At 49.8% G+C, this 1,288-nt stretch carries 2 protein-coding genes; both read right to left on the bottom strand.

The features are described from left to right. A partial coding sequence (locus R7E00_RS23825; RefSeq protein WP_318124716.1) for a D-alanyl-D-alanine carboxypeptidase family protein occupies window positions 1-182 on the bottom strand: 182 nt, incomplete at its 3' end. A gap of 32 nt (window positions 183-214) precedes the next feature. Next, the coding region (gene dapE / locus R7E00_RS23820) for a succinyl-diaminopimelate desuccinylase (protein WP_318124714.1) at window positions 215-1,288 on the bottom strand (1,074 nt) is incomplete at its 5' end.

Here is a 1,288-nt window from a genome sequence, read left to right as displayed (position 1 = left end):
CGCTGGCGAGAAAAGTCTCGAAAGCCACTGGCAATTTCCATTTTAAATCCCGCTTTTTTCGCTGCTTCGATCATATTGAGCAGATCGTTCGCGACATCGGGATGCATTAAAAAAGCCTTCTGACCAACCATGGTTGATTGAAGGTGAGAATCGGTCGTTCCGGTGAGTTGCGCAGGAGTCATGGTATGCTCATCAATGGGTTAACTACGTGCGATTACTTCGCGAGTAGGTGTTTTAAGGTGTTTTCGTACATGTCAGTCAACTTCTCAAGATCGTCCACTTTTACGCATTCGTTTACTTTGTGAATCGTGGCATTGACAGGTCCAAGCTCAACGACTTGACCGCCCATGCGAGCAATGAAACGTCCGTCTGACGTACCTCCCGTTGTGAGCAGCGCTGGTTTGGTGTTGTTCACTTCCGCTACGGCAGCGACCACAGCATCAAGTAGAGCACCCGTGTCTGTTAAGAACGGGTCGCCGTTGAATGTCCAATGTAGATCGTAGTTGAGATCATGCTTATCCAGTGTTTCTGTTACGCGTTGGACGATAGTGTCATTGTTCAGTTCGGTGCTAAAACGTAGGTTGAATTGAACGTTGAACTCGCCAGGAATCACGTTGGAAGCCCCTGGCCCCGAAGATACATTGGGAATCTGGAAGCTTGTTGGCGGGAAGTAATCATTGCCTTTATCCCACTCTGTTGTTGCCAGTTCGTGGATGGCAAGTAGCGATGCGTGAACAGGGTTATTAGCGAGGTGAGGGTAGGCCACATGGCCTTGTGTGCCTTTTACGGTTAGGTCACCGGTAATCGAACCTCGGCGGCCATTTTTCACAACATCGCCCACAATTTCTGTACTAGAAGGCTCGCCAACGATGCACATGTCGATGTTCTCACCACGTTCCATCAGCGCTTCTACGACGCGAACGGTACCGTTAATGAAAGGACCTTCCTCATCAGAAGTGATCAAAAAGCCAATCGAGCCTTTGTGATCTGGGTGCTCGGCAATAAAGCGTTCAACGGCCACTACCATCGCCGCCAAAGAGCCTTTCATATCGGCCGCACCACGACCATGAAGGTAGCCATCGATGATGGTTGGCTCGAACGGTGGTGTATCCCATTGTTCTAGCTTGCCTGCGGGTACGACATCTGTGTGACCTGCGAAAGCAAACAATGGCGCTTCGTTACCGCGACGCGCCCAAAAGTTGGTGGTGTCTTCAAACACCATAACTTCAATTTCAAAACCGAGCGCTTTTAAACGCTCGAGCATTAGGTCCTGACAACCTGCATCTTC

It is taken from the genome of Vibrio sp. Vb1755, assembly GCF_033338635.1.
GTDB lineage: Bacteria > Pseudomonadota > Gammaproteobacteria > Enterobacterales > Vibrionaceae > Vibrio > Vibrio alginolyticus.
The sequence above is the reverse complement of the archived record's forward strand: the minus strand, read 5'-3'. Positions and strand labels throughout refer to the sequence as shown.